The sequence below is a fragment of the Rariglobus hedericola genome (assembly GCF_007559335.1).
Classification (GTDB): domain Bacteria; phylum Verrucomicrobiota; class Verrucomicrobiia; order Opitutales; family Opitutaceae; genus Rariglobus; species Rariglobus hedericola.
On record NZ_VMBG01000002.1, the window covers coordinates 29691 to 48809 of the forward strand.

Consider the following 19119-nt stretch of genomic DNA (forward strand, 5'->3'; position numbering starts at 1 on the left):
TTAGATCCGGTAACGCTCCTGCAAGAGTTGGCGGAAGGACCGCACCCACTGAACCAGCAGCGGAGACCAGGGCATGTCGAAACGCATCACGCCCGTGCGTCCCTGCCACAACACCGGGCCGGGCTCGTCGCTGTCTTTGACGCTATCCACAGGGATGCGTCCGGTGACCAGGAAGAACGGCTGATCCGCGCGCATACCATGCTCATCATCCGCCCGCACGCGGATCGGTCCATGGGCTTTCCAGCCAAGGGCCGGCGAAGGCAAAACCTCCTGGCGACCGGGCACCACACTCCAGCCCGTGACGGTCAACACCCGCCCGGACGAACCATGAAAGCGCACCTCGGCGCGTTCCTTGGCGGCGTTGGCCGCGAAGAGCGACCGCGCATCGTTTTGATCGACCACCGCAAAAAACTCCCACTCCCGCCCGGGCCCCACGACTTCGCCCACACGGGCACCGCGAGGCAGCCACAACCCCGCCCAATCATCCGAGCGCGGCGACACCCATTGGCCCGTGGAGGGCGAGATCAGGTTCAGCGCCGTGCGGTCTTTTTCCAAACGTTCCAGACGCGCCTGCACCGCTTCACGCCGGCGCTTCATCGGTTCGATACCGGCGGCCAAGTCCGACAACATCTGGCGTTCGCGCGCCTCGACTTGCTGGAGATCCGCCTTGGCGGCCATCAACTCCAGCACCAGTTCGGGGCTTTCCATCCGGACCAACGTCTCGCCGGTTTGCACCGAAGAACCACTGACGGCCTTGGCCTCGGCGGCCCAGCCACCCACCGAAGTATAGACATCGCGTGAACCCGCCGCGCGCACCACGCCCGGAGCGCGGAAATGCTGCGGGAAAGGAATCACGCCCAGGAGAATGATCACAAAAACCACCGCGCCTGCGGAAAACGCCCAGGCCCGGCGGCGCACCCGCTCGATACGCGGTTCACGCAGGAGATACTGAACCGCTTTTACGACCGGGATGATGAACGCACCGATGCCCGTGATGACACCCGCCAGCAAACCGAGACCGAAATACCGGTCAGCCACCAACAGGATGATCGTGACGGTGATGATGATGCGGTAAACCCAGCTCGCCGCACCGAACGAAAGAAACCCCGCCACGCCCGCCGGTGTGCGGCCCGGGCTCTCCAGCCCGCGCGCATGAAACACTTTCGTCTCCACCAAATGGAGCCACTGACGGAACGAACGGCCCTGAAGATTGGGCACGTCGAGCAAGTCGGACAAAATGTAATAGCCGTCAAAGCGCAGCAACGGATTTAAGTTGAACAACAGCGTCGAAACCGACGCGGTGATCATCGTGTTGTAAGCGAGCGTATTGATCGTGCCCGTGCCCGTGCCGGCCCACACCACCGCGGCGATCGCCGCATAGGCCATTTCGGGAATCATACCCGCACATCCGACCATCACGCGTTTCCAGCGTTCGCGGAACGCCCAGGCCGCCGTCGCATCCACATACGGGATCGGCGTGAACACGAGGAAGGTCACACCCATCGCATGCACCTCGCCGCCGAAGGCCTTCACGGCAAACCCGTGGCCAAACTCGTGGATCAACTTCGCCACCGTGAATGCCGCATACAGCAACAACAGGTTGCCCGGGGCCAGCACGCCCGCGGATTGGTCCACCGCACGGTCCCAATTGCTGATGACCATGCCGATGCCCAACACCAGCAGAGCGCTCCAGGCCGCCACACCCCAGCGCGTGGCCAGCCAGCGCAAGGACGGCCACACGCGGCTCAGGAAACGATCCGGATCGAGCAAACGAACGCGCAGGAAAAAGATCCCGAAGAACTGCGACGCGAGTTCGCGCTGAGCACGCTTTTGATGACGGGCAAACAGGCGCGCCGCATCACCGGGCGTATCTCCGGCCAACAAGTTTGCCTGATAAAGTTGCGCGAGTAGCGAGACCACTTCGCTTTGCCCGGGAGCTGTATCAGGGGAACGGTCCAAACAACCCTTCCACACCTCTTCGACGGTTTGTGAGCCATCGAGTCGCGCGATAAAATCATACGCTTCGGGCCGGAAACGGTAGAACGCCTCCGTGAAGGAATCCTGCGCCACGAACCACGGCTCGCCGCGATAACTCTGGCGGCGCATGCGCACCGACGGACGCAGGCGCAGTCGCTGCCCCGCGACGCGGTGCCACGACTCGCTGAAGATCTGCCTCGGCTCGCCGCTCATAAGGACGCTGCCTCCACGCCGGCTAAGGACGTCATTCGTAAGGATGTCATCGGGAGGTTTACCACCACAGCTTCAAGCGCAGGAAATCCGCGAGGCGGTGCGTGCAGATCCAAAACAGAGTGCGTTTTTGCGTCTCGATCTTGGCCACGCCGCTCATGCCGGGACGCAGCCACTCAGCCCCGTTTTCGAGGGAGCCGCGCACCACGAAAATATTACCCTCGGTGTCGACCACCGCCGACGGTTCGATGCGATTGATCTTCACGCCAAACGTATCTTCGGGGCGGGTGTTGAACGCCACCTCGGCACGCGTGCTGTCAGCGATCAAATCCACGTCACGCTCCAGCACTTTCATTTCCACATACAGGCCCTTGAGCTGGGAGATCTTGATGAGCACATCACCCGAACGCACCGGCGCACCGATACGTTCACGCAGATCACCTTCGACCACGACACCATCAAACGGCGCCACCAACCCCGCGCGATCCATGCGATAAAGAATCAGGTCAACGCGGGCTTGCGACTGGGCCTGCAGCGCCCGGGCCGCACGCAGGTCGGACAGCTTGCGCTCGGCCTCGGCTTTTTCGCTTTCGCTGGCGTAGCGCTGACGCTCGGCGATCGCCGCGGCGAGTTCGACCCGCAGGTCGCTCGAGTCGAGCTGCACCAGCAAGTCGCCTTTTTTAACAAGATCACCCGGGCGCACATTCACGTCGCCGATGAAGCCTTCAAACGCCGCCGGCAGGTGCATCAACGCATCCGCACGCACGATGAAACTCGCATTCACGCGATACGGCAGCGGCACAAAAACCGAGAACGCCAGCAACAGCGCACCCAGGATCACGCCGGCCTTCAGCCACGTGCGCTTGGGTCCGAGAAAACCAGCCAGCTCCACGCGGGCCGCGGCGGCCCAGCGCGCGCCAAACCAGCGGTCGTGGCGGTGCAAATCGTCGAGACGGCGCGCCACTTGATCGGCCACCACGCGCAACGACAGGGCGTCATGCTCGGTGAAAATTTCTTCGCGCTCGAGTGCGAGCACGCCGCGAACTTCACCCGTCACGCGGACCGGCACCGTCAGGAGCGAACCGGTTTTTTCCTGCTCCGAGTAAGCGCGGTGATCGCGCGAAATCACGTCGGTATCCGGCAGCGCGGGCCAGGCGATCTCTTCGTCCTGATCGCGGGCTTCCTCCATGGCAGCCTCGAGTTTTTGCACCGCGAGCATGCGTTTCTCAAACTTGTCCGTTCCGCTGATCGCGATCACGCGCAGATAAGGACCATCGCGCCAGCTGAGCGACACGCGCACGCAGCGGTAACGCGAGGCGAGTTCGTTGACCAAGGTCATCGCCACCGCGAGGAAACGCGTGGGGACGTTGGTTGCGGCGAGGATTTCCAGCGCCTGCGAATAGTTGATCAACTCCCGGCGCGCACGCTCGAGCTGACGCTGGCGCTGATATAAAAGCGGGGTATCCGCCGCCAGTTTCAGCACGGCCAGAGCAGCCGACACATGATCCGCCGCCACGCCCGGCAACGCCTGCACGAGCACCACGGATTCCTTGGGATCACCCGTCTGTAGTGCAATTAACACCAAGGCCGGCACCATCGGTCCGCCGCCCGGGATCAGGATGGAGCCCTCGGCGATGACCCGCACCATCAGCTCCGCAAATTGCGCGCCGCGCAGGGCCACTGGAAACTCACGTCCGGGCGGAAACGCCGCGGCCTGCTTCCAGTCTCCATTCACGTTGACCAGAACCGCGGTCACGCTCGGATTGACGAGACTCGCACACGTCTGTGCAAACTTGGGCCAGAATTCCTTCACCGGACCGGCGAAGATACGGCAAGCTTCCAGACTGCGAACGGCCTCGGACGACGACACCACCGTGGGATTGCTCATACCAAAATCAGACGACTGCAGACGTTACCAAAGACCGAACTCCTTTGCGGGAAATTCCCTCTGCGCGGATGTAATAAGCCCAAGGGCAATCGAGACATATAATTTTCAAGTGATTCGCGAAAGGTGCGGTTGTAAAAAAATTGTTCGGGAACGAGCGGGCATTAACCTTGTGTCATCTTTAAATATCCAGCCTTTTCTTCCCACTTTCCCACTCACAACCCGTGTTTGCCATGCCTACGCAATCTGCCGCTTCGCCCGTCCGCTTTTTCATGTTTTTCACGTGCCTGATCGCCTCCGCCCTCTTGGTCGGCTGCGGTGGCGGCAGCAATAAAACCGATCCCGCTCCGAGCTCGTTGAACGGGCGCACGATCACGTTTCGGGATGCAATTGTGGCAGCAAACACCGCATATACATATACGGGGTCAGTCAGCGGCACCTATTCGTCGACGGACATCGGTGATACCGGCACGTTCACCTATACAAAAACCATGGGGACGACTGATAAGGCCGTTCTCCAAATGACGAGCACCGTGTTTTTGAGCACCACCACTTACAACCTCACGTTTGCGAGCGGAAGCGGCGGCTCCTATTCAGACGATTTGCCAAGTAACGGCACCTTTACGATCAACTAAGTGTGGCTTCGCGCGGCACTGCTCACATCGCCGTCCTGATTGCGGCCGTCTGTCTGAGCAGCGGCTGCACCTCCACCGCCACCCGTCTCAACGAAGCCTCGGCCGCCCGTGAGCGGGCTTGGGAGGAATCGCTTCGTTCCCGTTCGCAACCGTCCGCCGCCCTGCCCGGCGAATCCCTTTCTTGGAATCGCGCGCTGGAAATCCTTAAAGCGCGTAATGAAAAACTACAGTCGGCCGACTTCGAGATTCTCCGCGCCCAAGAGAGTTTGCGCCAGATTCACCGGTCGCTGATCCCGCTGATCAACTTCCAGGCCGGTTACAACCGGGCCTTGAAAGACGCCCAAAACGGCTTCGATCCGTTCACTTTCGCGGCCAACGTTTTCATCGATGTGCCGGGGGTATTTAACTACCGCGCCCGTCTTCTCGCCGGCGAACTGCTGCTTCGCCGCGCCTTGCTCGCCCGCGAGCTCCTTCTTCGCGAACAAACCATCGAGCTTTACCGCTCCTTCAACGCCTTTACCCCGCTCGGTCAGGCCTCCGCCCGCTCCGCCGCTCTGCGCCAGATCGCGGCCGCGTTGACCACTGATTCGCCGACCTCGCCGCTCGCGGCCGACCTCGCGCGTTCCGCCGCGACTCAAACCAAACAATCCGGCCGCTCGGAAGCCGTCGCGATCGAGCACTTGTCCGACGTCTTGGGCACGCCCGGCACCGCGTATTCGCCGGACGTGTCCACCCTGCCCGATCTCGGTTATCTCGATTCCACTCACCGGCCCGATCCTGCCTCGATGGCTCGCCTGCAACTCCGCCTGGCGGCCGTGGAGTTGGTCGCCTTGCGCGCCCGCGCCCTCGGTGCCCGTCTGCGCAGCTTTCCCGATCTGAACATCTATATCACCAGCCCGGGCGTTTACCGCTACGCCAACAACCAGCAGGCAACCTGGTCCAGCGAACAGATCGTGATCGGCGCCAATGTGAATTGGTCCCTCGACACGCAGGGCCGCCGCGCCAGCGACCGCCGCATGTTGGCCGTGGAAACCACGCTGCGTCGCAACACCCTCGCCGCCGAGGAAGAGCGCAATGCCGACCAACTGCGCACTACGTTGGCGGAGCTTACCCGCATCGACCAAGAGTCATCCCGCATCGACGCCGCGCTCCGTGAGCTCACCGCGACCCCTCTCTCCGACACCTCGCGCAGTCCGTTGCAGGCAAACCTCCAATCCCAACGCACCCAGCTCGACGAACTCCGCCTCGAATGGTCGCTGGTTCTCTGGTTCTTCGACGACGCCCGCTGGCCCGTCCCCAATCCCGACCGCCCTCTCGTTTTCGCCGCGTCCACTCCATGATCAACCGCCCCGCCTACCTTCTCCTCTCCGGTTGTCTTTTGCTCACCGCGTGCAAGCCCTCGGCCGATCCCAAAGCTCCGTCCGCCTCCGCCGCACCGGCCCCTTGGCGTTGGGAAATCTATCCCGAATCCGACCGCCTGCTCCTCGCCACATTACCCGGCACGCTTGAACCGGCGCGCAGCCATCTGTTCCGCGCACCTGGCGAAGCCCGCCTGCAAATCACCCCCGAAATCCTCGCCGCCGCCCCCGGCACCCGCTGGCCCGCCGACACGGTTTGGGGTCGGTTACACACACCCGCCGACACGCTGGAGGACTCGGAATTGGACCGCGCCACCGCCGCCCTCGCCGAACGCGAACGTCAGGTTAACAATGCCGATCGCCCCGCCGCCCGCCTGCAACTCGACCGTGAAGTCGCCGCCGCGGCCGACAACCTCGCTCTCGCCCGCCTCGCCGAAAAGGACCCCGATCTGTTTCGCGCCGCCAACGCCCCGCTGGATCCGCGCCTGCTCCCCGCGAGTTCGGTCACCGCCGCCACCGAAACCCTGAAGCTGGTCCAAGCCCGCCGCGCCGCGCTCGATGATCCCGCCACGCCCGAGACCGCCGAGCTGCAGACCCTCCGCGCCGAAGTCACCCGCCGCACCCGCCTGCGCGATGAACGCCGCACCCGCTCGGAGTTAAAACTCCCGTTTGCCGCGAGCCTCGTCTTCGCCTCCTCCGCCACGGCCGCCGAGCGCACGGTCGCCCCGGGCGAACTCCTCGCCGTCGCTCGCGACTGGACCGGCCTGCGACTGCGCGTGCGCGCCACCCTGCCCGAACTTCACGGCGTGGCTCCGGCGAGCCTGATCGCGACCGTCACCCCGCCCGGCGGCTCGCCGCTCGTGCTCACGTATGTATCCACGCAGCTCGAACCCCGCCTCAACATCGAGGAACCCGTATTTTATTTCGAGACGACTACCCTGCCCAATCCGCTGCCTCCCGCCGGCATCGATCTCGCCTGCACTGTGCATACTAAACTAGCCGCCTCCGCCCGCATCGTGCCGAAGCTCGACCTCGCCAACCGTGACACCCAGGCCACCTTGCTCGGTGGCTGGGCCGCCGCCCTGCCCACGTTGCTCCCCGGCGCCGAGCTCGTCGCCGAAGGCCGGGCCAGCCTCGCCCTGCGTCCCGCGCGCTGATGCTGTTCGACCTCCAGTCTGTCAGCTTTGCCTACCCCGGACGTCCGCCGGTTTTCAACGCCCTCACGCGCACGTTGCCCGCCGGCCTCACCTTGCTGCGCGGGCCTTCGGGTTGCGGCAAAAGCACCTTGCTAAAACTCCTCGCCGGCTTCCTCCCGCCCGACTCCGGACGCGTGCTCACGGCTGCCGGCACCCCGCCCGATGCGGAGTTCCAACGCCTGCGCGTGGGCTTCGTTTTTCAGCAGTTCAACCTGCTCCCGCTCGCCACCGTGCGCCGCAATCTCGAACTCGCCGGCAATCTCGCCGGCCTCTCTTCGCAAGCCATCGCCACCGCCGCCGACCACTGGCTCGCACACCTCGACCTGATGGCGCTGGCCGATGTGCGCGCCGAAACTTTGTCCGGCGGCCAATTGCAACGCGCCGCCCTCGCCCGCGCTCTGTTGAAAAACCCCGACGTGCTGCTCCTCGACGAACCGACCTCGGGCCTCGATGACGCCCATGTAGCCCGCATCGACGCGCTGCTCGCGGACTGGCTCGCCACCGGCCGCTCCGCGGTCGTCTCCACGCATGATCCCCGCCTGCGCCCCGCCCGCGTGTCGGCCGAATGGCGTTTCCCCCTGGAATCATGAGCCGCCCGTCGCCCCTCTTTTATCTCTGGCACGAGACGCTGGCCCGCTGGCGTGAGCAACCGTCGAGCCCTCTGGTGCGCCTCGCCTTAACGACCACGCTTTCCGCCGCGGCCGCGTGGTTCTGGCTCGGCTCGACCGCGCAGGAAACCGCCCTCGCGCGCGAATTGGAACGCCAGGGTTTCGACACGGCCGTGATCCGCGCTTCGGCCATGACGTCATTGCCCGAGCTCTCAGCCGCGCTGCCCGCCGACCATTGGGCCGCCGGCTTGTCGGAATTCGGCGAGACGCGACTGTTGCAAGCACTCCCGCTCTCCGCGGCGCGCGCCGATCGCGCGACGATGCCCACCTACCTCGCGCCGTGGACCTTGCTGGCGAAATTCGTGAGTTCTCCCAACGAAGCCCTTTGGCTCACCACGCGACTGCCACCCGGCCAGTCCCAAGTCGTATGGATCTCCGGCCAACCGGTGCGCGCCCAGACCGCCCGTCCCGAAACCCTCTGGTCGGCCCTCGGCGAAGATGATACGTTGATCATTCCACCAGCGCTGGTTCCGCCGGCGACGACGGCCGCGGGGCGCGTCGATGTGGTGCTCTTTCGACCGACACAATTTGGCGCGACCGAGGCACCCCTCGCCACCGTGCGCATGATTTTCGCAGGCAACCAGCTTCCGCCGCCCTTTATTCAGGACCCCGGCCCGCGCCTGGTTGCCTTTGCCCGACTGCAAACGCTCGGTCAGGTCTGGCGACTCGCCGTGCTCGCCCTGCTCGGCGCCTGCGTGGTGCTCACATTCACCGCCATCGGCGTCCTCGAAGAACGCCAAACCCGCTACACCCAGGCCCTGCTCCGCAGCCTCGGCAGCTCCCGCCTGACGATCTGGGGAGCCAGCTTGGTCGAGAACTTGCTATTGGCCAATCTCGCGCTGATCGCCGCCGGACTCACCTTGTTCGCGGCACCCTCGGCACTCGCGGTCGCCGGCCTTCGAGATCTCACCACAATTGCATTACCATTCGAGGCTTGGCTGGCGATTACGGCGATCGTCAACGTGGGGCTGTTTTTCAGCCTGATTCCGCTCGGTTGCGCCTTGCGCAGGCCGCTAGGGTTCGTCTTACCTTAATTTTTTAACAGTTTTTTCATGATATCCTCCCGTCATTTCCTCCCCGTCGCCCTCGGTCTGTTCAGCCTGCCTATTGCCGTATTCGCGCAGGAAACCACCGCCACCGAGGCCGCCAAGCCCGAGACGGTAAGCGTTCATGCCCTTATTGTTAAGGCGCTTAATACGAATCTTGAGCTGCGCGCCAAACGAATCGATCCCGAGATTCAAGGCTACCGCGTCGACGGTGCGTGGGGTGCGTTTGACCCGGTGCTTTCGCTCGGTGGCGTTTACGAGAAAAGCTCCAAGCCCCAGAACTACCGCGATTTCTTGAGCAACGGCAGCATCATCGTTGATCCCAAGGCGCGTATCTTCGAGGAGGAAAACATCCGCCTGCAGGGCGGCATTTCCGGTCGTCTGCCCACGGGCACGCAGCTCGAATTGGCCAACACGGTTTCGCGTCTCGAAAACACCTCCAACCGTCGTCCGGTCAGCTTGCTCGCCGGCGGTCCGCTCTACAGCCCTGAATATCAGGCCGGCACCACGCTCACGATCACCCAGCCCTTGCTCAAAGATTTCGGGCCCGGCGCCAATCTCGCGGAAGTCCGCCTCGCCAAGAGCACGCGCCTCGTGTCCGAAAACGAACTCCGTGGCACCGTCGAGAAGGTCATCGCCCAGGTCGTCAACGCCTGCTTCGAAATCAACTTCGCCCAGGAAAACATCCTCGTAAAACAGCAGGCCATCGATCTCGCCGGCAACTTGGTGCGCGAGAACCAGCGCCGCGTTGACGAAGGCCGCATGTCCCCGATCGAGGTCAGCCAGTCCCAATCCCGCCTCGCCGAGGCCCGCGAGGAACTGATCCTCGCCCGCAACTTCCTCGCCCAGCGCCAGAACACCTTGAGCGAACTGACCCGCGAAGAATTCGTCTTCGATGCACCCGCCTACATCATCGACACCACCCAGGCGACCCTGCCCGAGCCGTCGTTGAACCGCGAGACGCTGGTCCACACCGCCCTTGAGAACAACCCCGCCTACCTCGCCGCCATCGAGACCGCGAAAGGCGAAGACATCCGCATCGTTTACGCCAAAAACCAGCGCCTGCCCCGCGTCGATCTGCGCGGCACCCTCGGCTACACCGGCATCGAGGACGGCTGGACCAAGAGCTTTTACGACTACGGCAACCGCGATACGCCCGACTGGAGTGCCGGCGTGATCATTTCCGTGCCCCTCACCGGCAAGGTCGGCAAAGCCCGCGTCAACGAATCCATCGCCCGCAAGCGCCAGGCCGTCCTCAACATCAAGCGCACCGAGGTCGAGCTCTACAGCGCGATCGACACCGCCTTGCGTGACATCTCCTCCGCCCGCGAGCGCGCCGCCCTCGTCAAAGACTCCGTGCGCTTCGCCACCGACTCCTACAACGCCGAGGAAAAGCGCCTCGTTTCCGGCCTGACCACCAGCTACAACGTCGCCACCCAGATGAGGGACTTCAGCCAGACGCGCACCCGCGCCCTCGCCGCTGACGTCGATCTCCAGAAGGCCATCACCCAGCTCTACCTCGTTCAGGGCGTCCTCTCCTCCCAGCTCAAGATCGACATTTCCGTCGCTCCCTAACCGGTCGCCCCTCCCGTCCTTTCAATCGCCGCCATGTCCTCCCTGTTTCGCCCGCTCCTCGCCGCCACCGTCTCGCTCGCCGGGCTTCTTCCCGCGGTTGAGGCCGCCGTCCCTCGCATCTTCGACGGCTTGATCCTGCCCTACCGCGAAGTCGTCGTCAGCACCCCCGTCCAAGGCCAGATCGAATCGATCTCCGTCAAAGAAGGCGATGCCGTCACCGCCGGCCAGACCCTCGGCCAGCTTAACAATCGCCTCGAGAGCCTCGAAATGGACCGCGCGAAAATCGTGATGTCCAAAAAGAACTTCGACTTCAAAGGCTCGAAGAACCTGTTCGACGAAAAGATCATCTCGGAGGACGAAGTCCTTAACCGCCGCAGCGAGGCCGAGGTCGCCAAGCTGCAGTATGACGTGGCCGCCGAGCTCGTCGCCCAGCGCACCATCAAAGCTCCGTCCGCCGGCTTGATTGTCGAAAAAAACCGCGAGATCGGCGAGACCGTGACCGCCACCCAGCCGCTCTTCCGCATCGTCGATATCACCCAGGTTTATGCGCAGATTTTCATCCGCGCCGAGGACCTCGCATTGGTGAAAGAAGGCAACGCCATCTCCGTGCGCGTCCCTGTGCTCGGCCCCGACGCCACGTTTAAAGGCACCGTCGATTTCATCGATCCCCGCGTCGATGCCGCCAGCGGCCTGCTCCGCGTGAAGGTTCTCATCCCCAACCCCGAGGCCCGCCTCAAAGCCGGCTTGCGCGCCGAAGTCTCCCTCTAAAGCCCGCTCTCGGGGCGCCTTTCCCACCATGAGCCTCAAATCTCCGAATCGCCTCTGGTTGGCCGCACTCCTGGCCGGCCTCGGTGCCGCCCCCGCCGCATTCGGAGTCTCGCTGGAAGGAAAACTGCAGACTTCCACCGACCTGCAAACCTGGACCGACGTGCCGATCTCCGCGGCCCAGCTCAATAGTGAGGGTCAACTCATCCAAGACCCGGGCACGAAGGGCTTTTTCCGGCTCCAGCTTACGCCGCTCCCCATTCCCGCAGGCACCAGTCTGATCCCTTCCGGCAGCTACCAAATGGGCGATGCGTTGGATAACTCCGCGAACACCGCCGTCCACACCGTAAGCGTCAAAGCCTGCTACCTCGAAAAATACGAGGTCACCAAGGCCCTTTGGGACGAGGTTCGCACATGGGGCATTGCCCATGGCTACGACCTGCCCGTGGGCGTCGCCAAATCCACGACGGATCCGGTCAACAACTACCCCGTCCACACCATCAGCTGGTATGCCGTCGTTCGCTGGTGCAATGCCCGCAGCGAAAAAGCCGGGCTGACCCCGCCTTACAAGGTGAACGGCGAGACTTATAAAACAGGTGCCACCGGTGCCGTCACCTGTGACTGGACCGCCAACGGTTACCGCCTGCCGACCGAAGCCGAATGGGAAAAAGCCGCGCGTGGCGGCCTCGCTGGCAAGCGGTTTCCAAGCGGAGACACACTCACCCACGCCCAAGCCAACTACGTCGCGGCGAACACCCTTTTCTCCTACGACACCGAGACCGCCTCCGGCTATCCCGCCGCCTTCAACATCGGCGAAATGCCCTACACCAGCCCGGTCGGCTCATTCGCCTCCAACGGCTACGGTCTCTACGACATGGCCGGCAACGTCGCCGAGTGGTGCTGGGATTTGTATGACAGCGGCTACTACGCGTCATCTCCCATCAACAACCCCACCGGCCCCGAAACCGGCGCGGTGCGCGTAGTCCGTGGTGGTTCCTGGTTCAAATATGCCGATGTCTCCCGCGTTGCCAATCGCAGCATTTTTGATCCCGCCAACGGTGGCTCCGATGAAATCGGTTTCCGCTGCGTCCTCCCCTGATCCCATGCGCACTTCACCGCTTCTCACCTTCTCCGCCGCGCTGCTCACCCTAGGCCTGACGGCACACGTCCAAGCCGCCCCGCTCGCCCTCGCCGTGGAAAGCTCCGTCGACGAACAAACCTGGGTGCCCGTCAAAATCACCCCCGGCATGATTTCGGGCAACGGCACGATCATCATCCCCGACGCCGCCGTGCGCCTCAGCATCGCCCCGCCCACGCTGCCGCCCGCCGGCATGGTCGCGATCCCCGGCGGCACCTTTTCCATGGGTGAGGCCAGCAATACAGATCCCGAGTCGATCAACTTTCTTCACTCCGTGACCCTCAGCGCCTTTAACATGGACGCCCGTGAGGTCAGCAAAGCCCTTTGGGACGAAGTGGCTGCCTGGGGTCTGACCCACAACTACACCGACCTGCCCGCCGGCGACGTCAAAGCGCCCGGCCATCCCGTGCAAACCATCAGCTGGTATGCCGCCGTGAAGTGGTGCAACGCCCGCAGCGAAAAAGAAGGCCGCAACCCCGCCTACAAAGTCAGCGGGGCCGTTTACCGCACCAGTGACAACGCCGGCGTCACCTGTGACTGGACGGCCAACGGTTATCGCCTCCCGACCGAAGCCGAATGGGAACGCGCCGCACGCGGCGGCTATGCGGACAAAGCCTATCCGTGGGGCACGGACAGCATCACCCAGTTGCTCGCCAACTACAAAATCGGCAGCAGCACCTATCACTCCTCTTATTCCACCGGCGGCTTTCCCTACACCAGTCCGACAGGGGTCTTCGTAGCCAACGCCTACGGCCTTTACGACATGTCAGGCAACGTCGCTGAATGGTGCTGGGATCCGTTTGTGACCGGTTATTACGGAACGACTGACGCCGCCGGCCCTGATCCAAAAGGACCCGCGACAGGCACTAACCGCGTTTGCCGCGGAGGAAGCTGGAATGGATCGTCTTCGGAAGCCACCACCTATCTTCGTCGCAGCAACGCCCCCGCCACCACGGCCAACACCATCGGCTTCCGCACCGTTTGCCGCTGAGTTCCCGACTGACGAGCACGCGCCCCGTCCGCTCCGCACACAAAAAAGCCCGCGAACGTCATCACGACATTCGCGGGCTTTTTCGTTGTGCATAGCACGATTCAAAATGGTGGAGGTGCCGGGATTTGAACCCGGGTCCCTTCGGCCTTCGCACACCGCGTCTACCCTTATGTGCTGGTATTTATCTCGCCGGTGTTACGCGACCAACCGCGCTTAAACACAAGCCAATCCCCGGGTGAAGATACGACACCAGGCCCGCGGATGGCTCCCGATGTTATGTCTGCTGTCGTCGTCCACGTTAGCTAGCAGATATCACTAGGCGGACGTCACTGCACTTAGGCAGCGAGGGGCATTTCTTCGTTGTTGCCGTTTGTTTTTTTGAAAGGGGATTAACAAGAGGCTTTCACTCTTAAAGGGCAGCGGCGCACTCCAACCAAAGGTCGAATCCAGAACACCCCCAAAGTGGGAACTCCGATACAACCGGCTTGTGCAGCCAGTCAAAGAACAGGTCGGCCAACTTAGCACACTTCCCCCGTCGCGCAAGGGTGCGTTTTGCCCGTCGCCTCCGCTGAGATTTGCCCTTGCCCGTCGCCGCCACCGCGTTGCACTCATCCTTCTTTTCATGGCTGAACCCACCGCTCTCCCCAACGCCGACCACGTCCTCCGCATCGCCCAGGAACTCGGCTCCACGGTCAAAGTCCACCAGGTCGCCACGACCGCCCAGCTCCTCAAGGACGGCGCCACCGTCCCCTTCATCGCCCGCTACCGCAAGGAGATGACCGGCGAACTCGACGAGGTGCAGATCATGACAATCCGCGACCGCCTTGAACAACTCGCGGCCCTCGACGAACGCCGCGCCTCCATCCTCGCCTCACTAAAAGAGCGCAACCTTCTCACGCCCGCCCTCGACAACCAGATCGCCCTCGCCGAGACCCTCGTCCGCCTCGAGGACATTTATCTCCCGTTCCGCCCGAAGAAGCGCACCCGCGCCACCATCGCGAAAGAGAAGGGCCTCGAGCCCCTTTCCGAGCAAATCTGGGCCCAGGACCCCGCCATCGACCTCGCCGCCGTAGCCGCCGCGTATGTGGGACGTGAATACACCGCCGACGACGGCAAAAACGTCGTCTCCAAAATCGCCACCGCCGAGGAAGCCTTTGCCGGCGCCCGTGACATTCTCGCCGAGCGTGTTTCAGACGATGCCGCCGCCCGCGAAAAGCTCCGCACCATCTACCGCGACTCCGCCGTCGTCTCCTCCAAGATCATCTCAGGCAAAGAGGTCGAGGCCGCCAAATTCAAAGACTACTTCGAGTGGTCTGAGCCGCTCGTCAAATGCCCGTCACACCGCCTCCTCGCCATGCGTCGCGGCGAAAAAGAGTTGTTCCTCATGATGCGCATCACGGTCGACGAGACGCTCTCCCTCGCCGAACTCGAACGCCTCGTCATCAAGAACACGTCGCCCGCCGCCACCACGCAGCTGCGCCTCATGCTGACCGACGCCCTCAAGCGCCTGCTTGCCCCCGCCATGGAAACCGAGTTCCGCCTCGATTCCAAAAAGAAGGCCGACGCCGATGCCATCAAGGTCTTCGCCGACAACGTCCGCGAACTCCTCCTCGCCGCCCCGCTCGGCCAACGCGCCGTCCTCGCCCTCGACCCCGGCTTCCGCACCGGTTGCAAAACCGTCATCCTCGATCGCCAAGGCAAACTCCTCCACAACGACGTCGTCTATCCCGACCGCCACGAGACCGAGGCCGCCGAGAAGATCAAAGGCTTCATCGACTTCTTCAAAATCGAAGCCATCGCCATCGGTAACGGCACTGCCGGCCGCGAGACCGAGGCCTTCATCCGCGGACTCAAACTGCCCGCTGCGATTTCCGTCGTCATGGTCAACGAGTCCGGTGCGTCGATCTACTCCGCCAGCGAAGTCGCCCGCGAAGAATTCCCCGACCACGACCTCACCGTGCGCGGTGCCGTCTCCATCGGCCGCCGCCTGATGGACCCGCTCGCCGAACTCGTGAAGCTCGACCCGAAGTCCATCGGCGTCGGCCAATACCAACACGACGTCGATCAAAACGCCCTCAAGCGCTCCCTCGATGACACCGTCGTGAGCTGCGTGAACGGCGTTGGCGTCGAGCTCAACACCGCCTCGAAGCAACTCCTCGCGCAGGTCTCCGGCCTCAACAGTCGTAGTGCCGCCGCCATCGTCGCTCGCCGCAACGACAAGGGCGCCTTCAAGACCCGCGCCGATCTCCTCGAAGTCTCCGGCCTCGGCCCCAAAGCCTACGAACAGGCCGCCGGCTTCCTTCGCATTCACGATGCCGCCCATCCGCTCGACGCCTCCGCGGTTCATCCCGAGCGCTACGCCCTCGTCGAAAAGATGGCCGCCGATCTCGGCTGCACCGTCCCTGATCTCCTCCGCGACGAAAAGCTCCGCAAGAAGATCAACCTATCCAACTACGTCACCGAGACCGTCGGCCTCCCGACGCTCACCGACATTCAGGCCGAGCTCGCCAAACCCGGCCGCGACCCCCGCGAAAAATTCGAAGCCTTCAGCTTCCAGGAAGGCGTCAACAAACCCGAAGATTTGAAGCCCGGCATGAAACTCCCGGGCATCGTCACCAACGTGACCGCCTTCGGTGCTTTCGTTGACATCGGCGTCCACCAGGACGGCCTCGTTCATGTGTCCCAACTGGCCGACAGCTTCGTCAAAGATCCCTCCGCCGTCGTGAAGCCCGGCCAGAAAGTCAGCGTCACCGTGACCGAGATCGATCTCACCCGCGGCCGCATCGCGCTCTCGATGCGCAGCGCCCCGCAGTTAGGCGCCAAGTCCGGTCAGACCGCCCCCCGCACGAGTCCTGGCCAGGCCCGTCCGGCCCCGGCCGCCGCGCCAGCCGCACGCCCGCAGCAGTCTCTCGGCAACGACTGGTTCGCCGCCGCGCTTAACAAAAAGCGCTGATCGCCCCAACGGACGGCGTCGATTCATCCGCAAAAAGCCCGGGCTTCAAAATCAAGCGCGGGCTTTTTTGCGTCAAATGACCAAGCCACGACCGGGAACTTCCGTGCGATGCACACCGCGCGGGCGATAGCCAAGCGCGTCGGCTTTGCCGAGCAGGTCGGCCATCAGGTAAACGATGCTCAACCACATCTCCGTGCCTTGCAGTGAGGTCTTGTGACGGGCGACCACGAAATCGAAACCTCGATTATGCTGCCAGTGCGCCATCACTTGAGGAAGACGTTTCAAAACCCACGCTTCGATCTCGTCGCGTCGATGAGCGGTCTGTTTGCGGCAAAGCCACAGCGGATGCACCACGTCGAGCACGTGACAGGCGTCGTCGGTCTTGCCGTTGAAAAAAGCGTGGTCCTTCACGTGGAGGAGAATCGTATCGATCGCCTTCTCAGGATACGGAAGCAGTAGCCCATACTGCGCGTAGGTGCCGCGGGTGAGTCGGTAAAAACCGTTCACGGGATGCTGCCAGCGCGATTCTTTCGACCACGGGCCCCACATGCCCGTCATCGGATCGCACTTCTTATCGATCCAAGCAAACAACGCCTTCAACGGCAGGTGTCCGTCAAAATGGCGCGCGTCGGACAGCACGCTCGACGCATAACAATCCACCCAGTCGCCCGCGTGCCAGGCGCGGTCTTTCCATGGCAACGACTCCAGTTTTTTGCGCAAGCGCGGCGCGGTGATGTTGGCCGCGGAGGCCACCGGATGCGCGAGGTTGGAGCCGAGGGATTCCAACGCATAACTCACCGCCATCGTGTTGTAGAAACGCGTATCGTCAGGATTGGCGGGCGGAGCTTCGTTGAGCGCGGCATCTGCCGGGGTGTGTTCGGGCACGACGCCCGTCACGTGGTCCTGAAACTCACGCAGGCGCGTGATCCACCCGGCCTTGGTGTAGCCGGGCGCAATCCGGCCAAACATCGCCGCCACTTCGGTCGCGTCACACCAGGGTCGCACGCGTTTTTTTCCGCCCGCTTGGTCGATATAGGTCACGCCGGCACCGGACTTGGACTTGAGTTGGTATCCCTTGAGCACGGCATCCAACTCATCGCCGACTTTTTGCCCGAAACGTTCCAGTTTCTCTTCGAGCGAGCCGGGAGAGTTGGCGCGTTTACGCATGCGAATGACGCGCGCGGGATTTCCGCCCACGATGGCGTAGTCGGGCACGTCCTTAGTGACGACCGCGCCGGCCGCGAGGATCGTGTGGTTGCCGACTTTCACGCCATCAAGAACCGAGACATGCGCGCCGATCCAGATGTCGTCACCGAGCACAATGCCTTTGCTGTTATGCGGCTGTTGGTAGATCGGTCGCGTCGTGTCGGCGAAGCCGTGATTGAACCCCATGAGACACGCGTAGGCGCCGATGCGGATGCCGTCGCCTCCCGTGACCTTGCCGCGCACCGTGGCGAACGGGTTGATGCTGCAGTTATCCCCGAGATGCACGTGGTCGGTGATGTAGGCATGGGCCGCAACAAAGCCCTTGGTCCCCATTTTGAAAAAAGCCCCGGCGTGCCCGTTGATCGATGCGGATGGAGCGAGATAACAATCCGCGCCAACCTCCACTGCCGCCGCCTTGCGAAGCTCTCGCTGATGCCGCAGCTGTCCGGCCTTTTCCTGGGCGGTCGCTTCATGCGCGAACATCCACGGCACGTGGTCGAAACGTTGCTGGCTGTAGGCTTTGTTCCAAGCGGGGTTTTCCATGACTTGTATATTTGCCACTCCAGGAATCACTCCAAGATGGATAAATGACGCTCAATTTGTAGTTTTGTCGCATGCTGTGCTATCGCCTCAACCTGCGCCCCGGTCGTGCGCTGCCGCTGAATGTGCGCTCCGCCGGACATTATCAACTGGCGCCAAATGAGCGGAACCCCCGCGAGCCGGGTGAGTTCCTGCAAGTATTCTGGTCGGTCTCGGGCTCTGGTAGTTTCAAGGTCGGCCGATCGTTTGTGCCGGTGCAGGGCGATATGATTTTTTACTACGTGGCGGGCGAACCACACGACTTGGTGGCCGGCCCGGAAGGTTGGGATTATCGCTGGCTCACCTTTGACGGAATCCGATACCCACGCATCACGCGCGATTACGGGTTGGTGCGTGCGCAGGCCGCGGGACCATGCCCATCCGGATTGTTCGAGCGGCTCTACGAAACGCTACGCGATCCGACGCCCGAGGGAGAGCTGCGGGCCTCGGCCTTGGGTTACGAGATCCTGCTTCGCGCGGGTGATCCACCCCGGGGCACGAGTGCATCCGGCGGGCGTGATATTGCGGAAGTTTCGCGCGCGTGGATCGACGCACATTTCACCGATGCACGGCTCAACGTCGCCGGGCTCGCGGAAAAACTGGGCCTGCACCGCGCGTCACTGCACCGGATGTTCACGAGACGCCACGGGGTGCCGCCGGTGCAATACTTGGGACGCCTGAGGCTTCGTCTCGCGTTGGAGTTGCTGACCACGACAACCCTTCCGGTGGCGGATGTCGCGGTGCGGTGCGGACTGCCCGACGTGGCGCATTTTTCCAAACTCGTGTCGCGCCACACGGGGTTCAGCCCGCGCGTTTACCGGCAGCGACACGGGCCACGCGTGCCAACGGTTTGATGCCTGCAACATCGGTTTTAAGCCCCTGATTATCTGACTTTTTTCTGACAACTCGGAGGTCGTTTCTTCCTAAGAAATCTGCG

At 63.1% G+C, this 19119-nt stretch carries 14 protein-coding genes and 1 other RNA gene; 11 read left to right on the plus strand and 4 right to left on the minus strand.

Annotation, left to right across the window (positions count from 1 at the left end; all coding sequences use genetic code 11):
* Together FPL22_RS10490 and FPL22_RS10495 are read right to left on the minus strand one after the other, a co-directional pair.
* Nucleotides 1-2190: a hypothetical protein gene (locus FPL22_RS10490; protein ID WP_144230308.1), complete on the minus strand. Its 2190-nt coding sequence runs from the start codon at nt 2188-2190 to the stop codon at nt 1-3.
* Between the two features lie 58 nt (nt 2191-2248).
* A complete protein-coding gene (locus FPL22_RS10495; protein ID WP_144230309.1) occupies nt 2249-4075 on the minus strand; it encodes a GAF domain-containing protein in 1827 nt (608 codons plus the stop codon).
* 230 nt (nt 4076-4305) lie between these two features.
* Here FPL22_RS10495 and FPL22_RS10500 point away from each other — a divergent pair, with 230 nt between their 5' ends.
* Genes FPL22_RS10500 through FPL22_RS10540 form a run of 9 tightly spaced genes read left to right on the plus strand, consistent with a single transcriptional unit; the run spans nt 4306 to nt 13444 of the window.
* The gene (locus FPL22_RS10500) at nt 4306-4707 is read left to right on the plus strand and encodes a hypothetical protein (protein ID WP_144230310.1); all 402 of its coding nucleotides are present in this window, start codon (nt 4306-4308) and stop codon (nt 4705-4707) included.
* 2 nt (nt 4708-4709) lie between these two features.
* On the plus strand, nt 4710-6047 hold the full coding sequence (locus FPL22_RS10505; RefSeq protein WP_144230311.1) for a hypothetical protein: 1338 nt from the start codon (nt 4710-4712) through the stop codon (nt 6045-6047).
* A complete protein-coding gene (locus FPL22_RS10510; protein ID WP_144230312.1) occupies nt 6044-7222 on the plus strand; it encodes a hypothetical protein in 1179 nt (392 codons plus the stop codon). The genes FPL22_RS10505 and FPL22_RS10510 overlap by 4 nt, the downstream gene beginning before the upstream one ends.
* A complete protein-coding gene (locus FPL22_RS10515; protein WP_144230313.1) occupies nt 7222-7851 on the plus strand; it encodes an ABC transporter ATP-binding protein in 630 nt (209 codons plus the stop codon). Before FPL22_RS10510 ends, FPL22_RS10515 begins: the two co-directional genes overlap by 1 nt.
* Complete coding sequence (locus FPL22_RS10520) at nt 7848-8963, plus strand: hypothetical protein (protein WP_144230314.1); 1116 nt, start codon at nt 7848-7850, stop codon at nt 8961-8963. The genes FPL22_RS10515 and FPL22_RS10520 overlap by 4 nt, the downstream gene beginning before the upstream one ends.
* 18 nt (nt 8964-8981) lie before the next feature.
* Complete coding sequence (locus FPL22_RS10525; RefSeq protein WP_144230315.1) at nt 8982-10550, plus strand: TolC family protein; 1569 nt, start codon at nt 8982-8984, stop codon at nt 10548-10550.
* A 33-nt stretch (nt 10551-10583) separates the two neighbouring features.
* Entirely contained in the window at nt 10584-11318 is a 735-nt protein-coding gene (locus FPL22_RS10530; RefSeq protein ID WP_144230316.1) for an efflux RND transporter periplasmic adaptor subunit, read from the plus strand.
* Nucleotides 11319-11346: 28 nt separating this feature from the next.
* Nucleotides 11347-12414 carry a formylglycine-generating enzyme family protein gene (locus tag FPL22_RS10535; protein ID WP_144230317.1) on the plus strand — a complete coding sequence of 356 codons (1068 nt, stop codon included), beginning with the start codon at nt 11347-11349 and terminating at the stop codon, nt 12412-12414.
* A 4-nt stretch (nt 12415-12418) separates the two neighbouring features.
* Entirely contained in the window at nt 12419-13444 is a 1026-nt protein-coding gene (locus FPL22_RS10540) for a formylglycine-generating enzyme family protein (protein WP_162525270.1), read from the plus strand.
* A 107-nt stretch (nt 13445-13551) separates the two neighbouring features.
* Here the strand turns inward: FPL22_RS10540 and ssrA are convergent.
* Nucleotides 13552-13903: a transfer-messenger RNA gene (ssrA, locus tag FPL22_RS10545) on the minus strand.
* 163 nt (nt 13904-14066) lie between these two features.
* Here ssrA and FPL22_RS10550 point away from each other — a divergent pair.
* Nucleotides 14067-16397, plus strand: a complete 2331-nt coding sequence (locus FPL22_RS10550; RefSeq protein ID WP_144230319.1) for a Tex family protein — start codon at nt 14067-14069, stop codon at nt 16395-16397.
* A 72-nt stretch (nt 16398-16469) separates the two neighbouring features.
* Here the strand turns inward: FPL22_RS10550 and FPL22_RS10555 are convergent, their stop codons facing one another.
* Nucleotides 16470-18146 carry an acyltransferase gene (locus FPL22_RS10555; protein WP_144230320.1) on the minus strand — a complete coding sequence of 559 codons (1677 nt, stop codon included), beginning with the start codon at nt 18144-18146 and terminating at the stop codon, nt 16470-16472.
* Nucleotides 18147-18217: 71 nt separating this feature from the next.
* Here FPL22_RS10555 and FPL22_RS10560 point away from each other — a divergent pair, with 71 nt between their 5' ends.
* Entirely contained in the window at nt 18218-19036 is an 819-nt protein-coding gene (locus FPL22_RS10560; RefSeq protein ID WP_144230321.1) for a helix-turn-helix domain-containing protein, read from the plus strand.
* Nucleotides 19037-19119: the final 83 nt, after the last annotated feature.

What these genes read in the sequence shown, in the direction of transcription:
- FPL22_RS10540 (WP_162525270.1), top strand. Translation starts at nt 12,419, where the DNA reads ATGCGCACTTCACCGCTTCTCACCTTCTCCGCCGCGCTGCTCACCCTA.
- FPL22_RS10520 (WP_144230314.1), top strand. Translation starts at nt 7,848, where the DNA reads ATGAGCCGCCCGTCGCCCCTCTTTTATCTCTGGCACGAGACGCTGGCC.
- FPL22_RS10495 (WP_144230309.1), bottom strand. Translation starts at nt 4,075, where the DNA reads ATGAGCAATCCCACGGTGGTGTCGTCGTCCGAGGCCGTTCGCAGTCTG.
- FPL22_RS10535 (WP_144230317.1), top strand. Translation starts at nt 11,347, where the DNA reads ATGAGCCTCAAATCTCCGAATCGCCTCTGGTTGGCCGCACTCCTGGCC.
- FPL22_RS10530 (WP_144230316.1), top strand. Translation starts at nt 10,584, where the DNA reads ATGTCCTCCCTGTTTCGCCCGCTCCTCGCCGCCACCGTCTCGCTCGCC.
- FPL22_RS10525 (WP_144230315.1), top strand. Translation starts at nt 8,982, where the DNA reads ATGATATCCTCCCGTCATTTCCTCCCCGTCGCCCTCGGTCTGTTCAGC.
- FPL22_RS10510 (WP_144230312.1), top strand. Translation starts at nt 6,044, where the DNA reads ATGATCAACCGCCCCGCCTACCTTCTCCTCTCCGGTTGTCTTTTGCTC.
- FPL22_RS10555 (WP_144230320.1), bottom strand. Translation starts at nt 18,146, where the DNA reads ATGGAAAACCCCGCTTGGAACAAAGCCTACAGCCAGCAACGTTTCGAC.
- FPL22_RS10490 (WP_144230308.1), bottom strand. Translation starts at nt 2,190, where the DNA reads ATGAGCGGCGAGCCGAGGCAGATCTTCAGCGAGTCGTGGCACCGCGTC.
- FPL22_RS10550 (WP_144230319.1), top strand. Translation starts at nt 14,067, where the DNA reads ATGGCTGAACCCACCGCTCTCCCCAACGCCGACCACGTCCTCCGCATC.
- FPL22_RS10560 (WP_144230321.1), top strand. Translation starts at nt 18,218, where the DNA reads ATGCTGTGCTATCGCCTCAACCTGCGCCCCGGTCGTGCGCTGCCGCTG.
- FPL22_RS10515 (WP_144230313.1), top strand. Translation starts at nt 7,222, where the DNA reads ATGCTGTTCGACCTCCAGTCTGTCAGCTTTGCCTACCCCGGACGTCCG.
- FPL22_RS10500 (WP_144230310.1), top strand. Translation starts at nt 4,306, where the DNA reads ATGCCTACGCAATCTGCCGCTTCGCCCGTCCGCTTTTTCATGTTTTTC.